This is a genomic window from Pedobacter terrae, assembly GCF_900100705.1.
Classification (GTDB): domain Bacteria; phylum Bacteroidota; class Bacteroidia; order Sphingobacteriales; family Sphingobacteriaceae; genus Pedobacter; species Pedobacter terrae.
Genome location: NZ_FNCH01000011.1, coordinates 203,487 through 209,886 on the forward strand (window position 1 = coordinate 203,487; position 6,400 = coordinate 209,886).

The following is a 6,400-nucleotide window of genomic DNA, read 5'->3' on the forward strand; positions in this document are numbered from 1 at the left end:
CTCTCTAAAAGAATAATTACTCAATTTTAAGTATTGGTTATTCTACGTGATCAAGCACTCTCGCATGTCTAGTTTGCGCTATCATTGCCTGTCCAAATAATGATTTAATGATATCGTGAAATTAATAGACATAATTTGCAAATAGCAGACATAGCGAAATGACATAGAAAAGCTCAACTCTTATGGTTTTACCAACCTTCGTTTTTGTGATTGACATAATTAAGAAAAGCTAAACCTGCCTTAACCTCAAGGGAATCAACTGGGTAATCGTAGGAGGTGAGTCTGGACAAAGCCAGGCCTATTAAAAGGGAATGGATTGATAACGTCAGGATTACCTGTAAACAGGCTATGGTACCTTTCTTTTTCAAACAGTAGGGAAAAGCTAAATTCAATGAAAATCCTTATGATCCAACTATTGATGCAAAACACCCCAAGCATGCTAAGGGGGGCTGTGAACTTGATGGTGAAATATACCGTCAAATGCCAGTTGGACGAAGTTAATTGTTCATATGCGTTAATAGGGGAGAGCTTGTTTTTGCTATGCCAATTCCTCAGTCGGCTAAACAAACTCCCTATTTATTTCTCACTTTAATTGATGTTAGGCTTACTTCCCACTAAACTCACTAACATGAATTATCTTCGCCTCAAACTGCTTGTTCTCGCCTTAACTTAAGGACTTTTTCAATCTATATGCCCTAACACATAATAGATACTCCCTCTATCAGTTTCTTCAAGAGCTATACCTACAGATATTACCTTTTTTCCAACTTTCCACATGTACGCATAAAAGGCCATCCCCTTATTCATCTTTTCTTGTTTTGGATAACCCCTGTCATATTGTGAAGCGCCATAAATTTTCATAAAGTGTCGTTTGAGTAAGTCCATTCTGTCAAACACCGCTATACAACCTCATAGATTAAGATGATAACTCCTGACCTATAGAATCAATTCATCAATGGTATCTAAATTCTAGAATATACCGAATGGTGCGTTAAAAGGTTTAGCTAACTAAAGTCATAATCAGTTGAAATTCTAGATCTGTCCATTCTGTAAAAATTTATTGTATTTTCTGCGAGTGAAGTCATTATTGAAATTAGTTTATCCTTATCAACACATTCATAGAAGAACTCTTGTAGATCATCTAGACTTGAATATTCTTCTCGAAGATGCCTTTTAAGCCTGCTCTCGATGTTCTCAATCTTGTATTGGCTTTGAGCAGCAGATTCAATAAGAGTAAACAGTCTGTTGATAACTATCGGAAATAATCCCTCTTCTTTCGAATTCATAAGGTTTTTTTCCTTTAAATAGAGTGTGTTAATAACATCATGTAAGACGCCTTCTTTGAGTACAACACGGAATCCCTGGGAAATAATCAGTTCAGTTGAGGTCGGTATTCCGACTATTTCGATATCTTTCATTTGCAGCATGTATGGTATAGTCGTAATTGTTGACCTGTGCGGTTCTCGTTCAATGGTCCTTTCTATCCAAAGACCAGGCTCCTTTTTTATCCATTTAAAGTCTACTCTTTTTTCTTGAATATCGATTTTTATTTTCGCCAGGGATCGTCTGCTGAAAATTTCTTGATGAAGGATGTAAGAATATCTAAAGTTACAGAATACAATGTTTTCATAATTTAAACTTTTCTTGGTGATAAACTTAAATAATTCAGCGGTAGAGACTGCCCCAGGAATTTCTTCTAAAAAGGACTCTGCTTTTCTCAGCTGAGGAGATTCTATAGTCCATATTTCTTCCATATCTATAATTCGCTGACCGGTTTCCTTCTCTCTTTTTCCACCCTCTTCAACTGCGATAGCTGGCACCTTTAACAATGCTTTTACTAAGAGCTTTTCATCTATAGGACTAGTCTTCGAACCAGAACGTGAGCTAGTCAAGGCAGACATTATATAATAACCCTCCGAGATAGCTTTAGTCAAAGGCATTTCGGAATCAATCATACGATTAATTTCTTCGCTAATATGTTCCCCATAGATATCATAGACTGTTTGAAGATAATCTGTATAATAACTATTCATTTCAAAGTGAGAACGAGCAACATTAGTTTTAGGCGCGTTTTCTCCTGTACAATTTACGGCTGCAACCGGTCCCCCCGAAATAAACCCTGGAGAGTTAAATTCAACTCGAATTCCTTCAACTGCAGTTCCAATTGAATGGTTTTCGTTTTCGACGGTACCCCTAATGAATGTCCATTGATCAAGATACTGTGAATATCTTAAAGCAAAAGCCAGATTTATTCCGTTTCGATTATACTCTCCGACTTTAACCATCCCTTTCCCTACATCCAGCCCCATCCGCTTAAGTTGATAAACTACCGCATCCTTTGGTGAGGTAAAACCAATCGCTGTTCTTTTATCCTTTACAACAAATTCGACTTTACAGTCAGGATACAAAATCCATTTCTGAAGACTTTCTTCCAAGTCGTCTAGATCCACATCCTGCCTAACATTGAGGACAATTTGTGTACCATGGTCGGATATTTCCGTAATATCATCCTTATCGATGTGTTGCATAAGGTATTTCCCATCAACTTTCCTGATGCTGATCTTCTTCGCTTTTTCTTCGAATTCCGAGACAGTTGTGATATCTAAATCATCCGCTATTAGAAAGCATGTCAAGAGGCCGATACCAAACCTGCTAATAGCTGAAAACCCAGGATGCTCCTTTTTAAAATTTTCGTCCTGATATCTCGAAGAGCCTACTTTCAACAAGTGTTTTTCAATAATTTCTTGGGTCATTCCAATACCGTTATCTCGAAAAATTAATTTACGATCATTTTCAATCCACTCTATTATTATCTTTCCTTCAGTGGAAAGTTTATCTTTTGTATAGGCTAATAGTTTTATCGCATCGACAGAATTTTGGACCAATTCTCTTATAACGACAGTTGGATCATTATATAGGGTATGCCCAACTAGTAGATTAAGAATTCTTTGCTGATCGAGTTCGAATGTAAAAAGCTTGCGTTCAAAACCCTCAGTCTCTATTCTACTATCATCTATATTTTTCCAAGGAAATTCATAATCAATAGCATGTTTTTTACTGGATTCTGTTACCCATTTATGAGATCTTTCAAGTTCTTTTCTTGCGTATGCAAGATAATCTATCAGTCCAAAAAAACTTGTAGCATTTGTAGCATTGTCAAAGTAAGCACTGACTTCGACAGTATCTGGTTGTTGATTTTTATCGACCACACCTTCCTTGTCGAACTTAGCTTTCGGGCTAACGTTACGAACTGCCATCTGCTTTGCCCATTCAATTTGGGATATAGGATCATTCGGATTAATAAGACGATATTCTATACTAGGTGTACGATCTGATGTAATATGTAATAAGTCAGCTGTTCTTAAGATCACTGCACAATACTGCAGATTTGCTTTTTCTTGAGGATGTGAGCCATAGAATTGATTAATCTTATACTTATTTATATCCTCGAGATCATCTAGGTGATGACTTTCACATATCATTCCTAGATCTTTTTTGAATACGTTGTCAATTTCACCTAACATTGCCTTCAACTCTTCAACCACTATTTTGGATCCGCCTAAATTTAGTGTTTTTTTTTCAGTTACCCAATTTTTAATGCGTTCAGCGTGATGCTGGCGGACATATTCTTGATACATGAAAGATTCAGCACCTTTTCCAAGTCCTTGAACTTTTAACTTAAAATTTTCAGTATATCCCCCTGTTACAACTTTTGTTTTATAACTCAAGAAACTTTCATTTTTTCCCCTTTCTTCATATTCGTCTTTTGTAACAAGCATCCCTAAATCGTGAAAATATACCGATAATACAATCATTAACCATTCAGCACAAGTAAGCCTTTTTTTAGTTTCCTCCGGAATTATCCAGTCAAGACTCATAAGCATAGTATCAATATGCGAAATATCATGCTTGGTATATTCGTTAAATATTTCTGTTTTGCCAATATGCCCTAATATAGAATCAACCTTAGATTTAATATTTTCAAGGTTAATGGATAAGAAAGGTTTTAAATTCAAGGCTTTTTTAGCTTCAAGTTCGGCGAACGATGTTGCCTTTTGAGAGATTTCCATTTTTTAGATATTTTAAAATATTTAGTAAACATAATCATACCAACAATAAAAACAAAACAGCGTGGAAAGGCGATGAATTACTGAGTCTGCAAAAATCTATAAAAATGTTAATATTATTGATTTCGAAAAATGTCGCCTAGTGAGGCACCTAGTAGAAGGGATAGTATTAGAGGAAATCAAAGTTTTTGAACCATTACAAGTTTTATCTATTTTGTACTTTCTAATGCCTCGACCTCAGGTTTGGTCAAATTAAATCATCTCTTCGTTCGAAGGCCATAATAGCTAATAGGAGGGAGCTCGTTTTCGCTATGCCAATTGATCATTTAGTAAAACAAACTACCTATACTTTAAACCTTTTAGTTTTATTACTTTTTAAATACCTCAACCCCCGCTTCGGCTACAATTATTTGTACACAATAAATAATATTATTTATATTTATAATAACCGAATATATCCAGGTATGGAAAACTTAAGAAAAGGCCTTTCGAACATGCTATCGCTCATTATCCCAAAAGAAAATGGTAAATACTATTCTTGGGGCGAAATTGCTATAGGAGCCATAATGTTATCTTTTCTGTTTTTTGCTATTTCATTACTTCCCCGTTAGCTTTTTTCAAAGGAAATGTAAATCACTGCTCAATGAAACCCTATATTTTAACCGTTTCGGTATTGTTTACTATTCTTAAGTCCTTCCACTTTATTATGACTCCAATCACTCGGATAAAGCAGATCTCTTATATCTACTTTTAGATAGTTTGCAATATCATCCAAGTCATTTAAAGATGGTTGTCTGTGATTATTTACCCATCTTGAGACGGTCTCTTCCGATTTATTTAAGTGCTTGGCGATATCCCTGTTGTAAACATCTTTTTCTTTAAACACCTCAGCTAACCGATTAATAATTCTCATTTTATATAAAAAAATTAAAAAGTTTGACGTTTAATGAAAAACTTTTCTTAATATTGTATTATCATAATGCGAAACATAGAGCTGGTTTTCCAGCTTTAAACGATGTTACTCGTCCAAAATCCGCCAGATTTACCACGAGTTGACCGGGTGTTCGCCTATATACTGGAATTATTATACTTTTGTATAATCCAGTAGGGCGTACCTCGTAAACTTTTGGGTAACTTTTTATCTTTGATGAAAAGAGGTTTCTGGCGGAACCATGGCAAAAGTGAAGAGGTGCGCCTTATTGGTTTCTCACCAATCTGGTTTTCTTCTGCTTTTTTGAGTAAGCATCGTTTTACATAAAACTACCGTTTATGAAAACGAACAAATTAACCGCCATCAGTTATTATCATTTCAAGGAAGTGATAAAAGATTATTCCCTACAACTATTATTAAAGAACGTCATCTGTTCTCCATCGTAATGCCCGTGCCGGAATTACAGGTATAAAATAGCCCAACAAAAAACAGGGGGTTGGTGTGAGAGAGCGCACTGAGTCCCGGTGGGTTAATTTAGCCTGGTGCCAGCCCTTTATTGCTTTTTAGGCAAGGGTGCATTACTATGGTTATTCGCATTCCCAAGGTAGGTAACTTTTTCCTCATTTGCAATACGGTTTCCCGTATCTGCCTTTTTTGGGCAGAGGGGCTGGCTTTTGCCCTTTTTTTTAATGAAATAAGGATGTATAACCCTTCTGATGCTTATCCATTTTACCCTAACTAACCATTTGCCATGACCACCAATAACCGTTACCTGCCGCTTTTTTTCCTTTGCTGGGCTTTTTTATACGGCCCGCTGGTTTTGCTGGGTATGGGGTATGTGGGCGGTAGCGAGGCGGAGAAATTAGTGGCGCCAAAACCATATTCCAAACAGGTGTTGCCGGGCGCAGGTGGGGAGCGGGTAGGAAAGAAGAATGTTGGTTGTTTTTGGCCTGGTTATGGTCCTGTTCCGGGTATTGGGGGTTGCGGGGAAGATCCTCTAGTTCCTTTTTGTTTAACGGATAATCCTTAAGGTTATGGCACTCATTAAGTTTTACCCTTTCGATAGGCTGTTTGCCTTAAAGCCCAAAAACCCTGTATAGGTTTTGGCAGTGCAGGGGGCTTTTAGGTTTTTTAATGATGTAGTAATTAGGCTCCCTGCATTTGCTTTTTAAAAGCCTGTCTCAGAAATCATTTTGGAGATTTTGGCAGCATAATATTTTTTGAAAGGGCGTCATTCCCGTGAAAACGGAGATCTTAATGCTGCAGAAAGGCAACTAAATATTCCCTACCAAAGCATTAAGATGCCCATCCGATAGCTCCTATGTTTACAAATGTTTAATTTAGTAAGCATAAAGTGAAAAGGATCGAGAGTAGACCGATGGCAAAATAACTCATGAAGTAT

Annotated in this window: 5 protein-coding genes; 3 read left to right on the top strand and 2 right to left on the bottom strand. The window is 36.6% G+C overall.

Annotated elements, in window-relative coordinates; all coding sequences use genetic code 11:
- Positions 1–276: 276 nt before the first annotated feature.
- On the top strand, positions 277–375 hold the full coding sequence (locus tag BLR60_RS25465; protein WP_208600649.1) for a DUF5131 family protein: 99 nt from the start codon (positions 277–279) through the stop codon (positions 373–375).
- A 629-nt stretch (positions 376–1,004) separates the two neighbouring features.
- On the opposite strand, the gene BLR60_RS15315 is transcribed toward BLR60_RS25465, so the two are convergent.
- Complete coding sequence (locus BLR60_RS15315) at positions 1,005–4,070, bottom strand: HD domain-containing protein (protein ID WP_090501330.1); 3,066 nt, start codon at positions 4,068–4,070, stop codon at positions 1,005–1,007.
- Between the two features lie 461 nt (positions 4,071–4,531).
- Between BLR60_RS15315 and BLR60_RS24895 the strand changes: the two genes are divergently transcribed.
- Positions 4,532–4,678, top strand: coding sequence for a hypothetical protein (locus tag BLR60_RS24895; protein ID WP_167354754.1), 147 nt, complete (start codon positions 4,532–4,534; stop codon positions 4,676–4,678).
- Between the two features lie 47 nt (positions 4,679–4,725).
- Here BLR60_RS24895 and BLR60_RS15325 read toward each other — a convergent pair whose 3' ends face one another.
- Positions 4,726–4,980 carry a helix-turn-helix transcriptional regulator gene (locus BLR60_RS15325; protein ID WP_090501334.1) on the bottom strand — a complete coding sequence of 85 codons (255 nt, stop codon included), beginning with the start codon at positions 4,978–4,980 and terminating at the stop codon, positions 4,726–4,728.
- Between the two features lie 769 nt (positions 4,981–5,749).
- Between BLR60_RS15325 and BLR60_RS15330 the strand changes: the two genes are divergently transcribed.
- A complete protein-coding gene (locus BLR60_RS15330; protein ID WP_090501336.1) occupies positions 5,750–6,028 on the top strand; it encodes a hypothetical protein in 279 nt (92 codons plus the stop codon).
- The last annotated feature ends 372 nt before the right edge of the window (positions 6,029–6,400 follow it).

Bases quoted from the DNA above. Each gene is read 5' to 3' on its own strand.
- BLR60_RS15315 (WP_090501330.1), bottom strand. From the start codon at position 4,070: ATGGAAATCTCTCAAAAGGCAACATCGTTCGCCGAACTTGAAGCTAAA.
- BLR60_RS15330 (WP_090501336.1), top strand. From the start codon at position 5,750: ATGACCACCAATAACCGTTACCTGCCGCTTTTTTTCCTTTGCTGGGCT.
- BLR60_RS24895 (WP_167354754.1), top strand. From the start codon at position 4,532: ATGGAAAACTTAAGAAAAGGCCTTTCGAACATGCTATCGCTCATTATC.
- BLR60_RS15325 (WP_090501334.1), bottom strand. From the start codon at position 4,980: ATGAGAATTATTAATCGGTTAGCTGAGGTGTTTAAAGAAAAAGATGTT.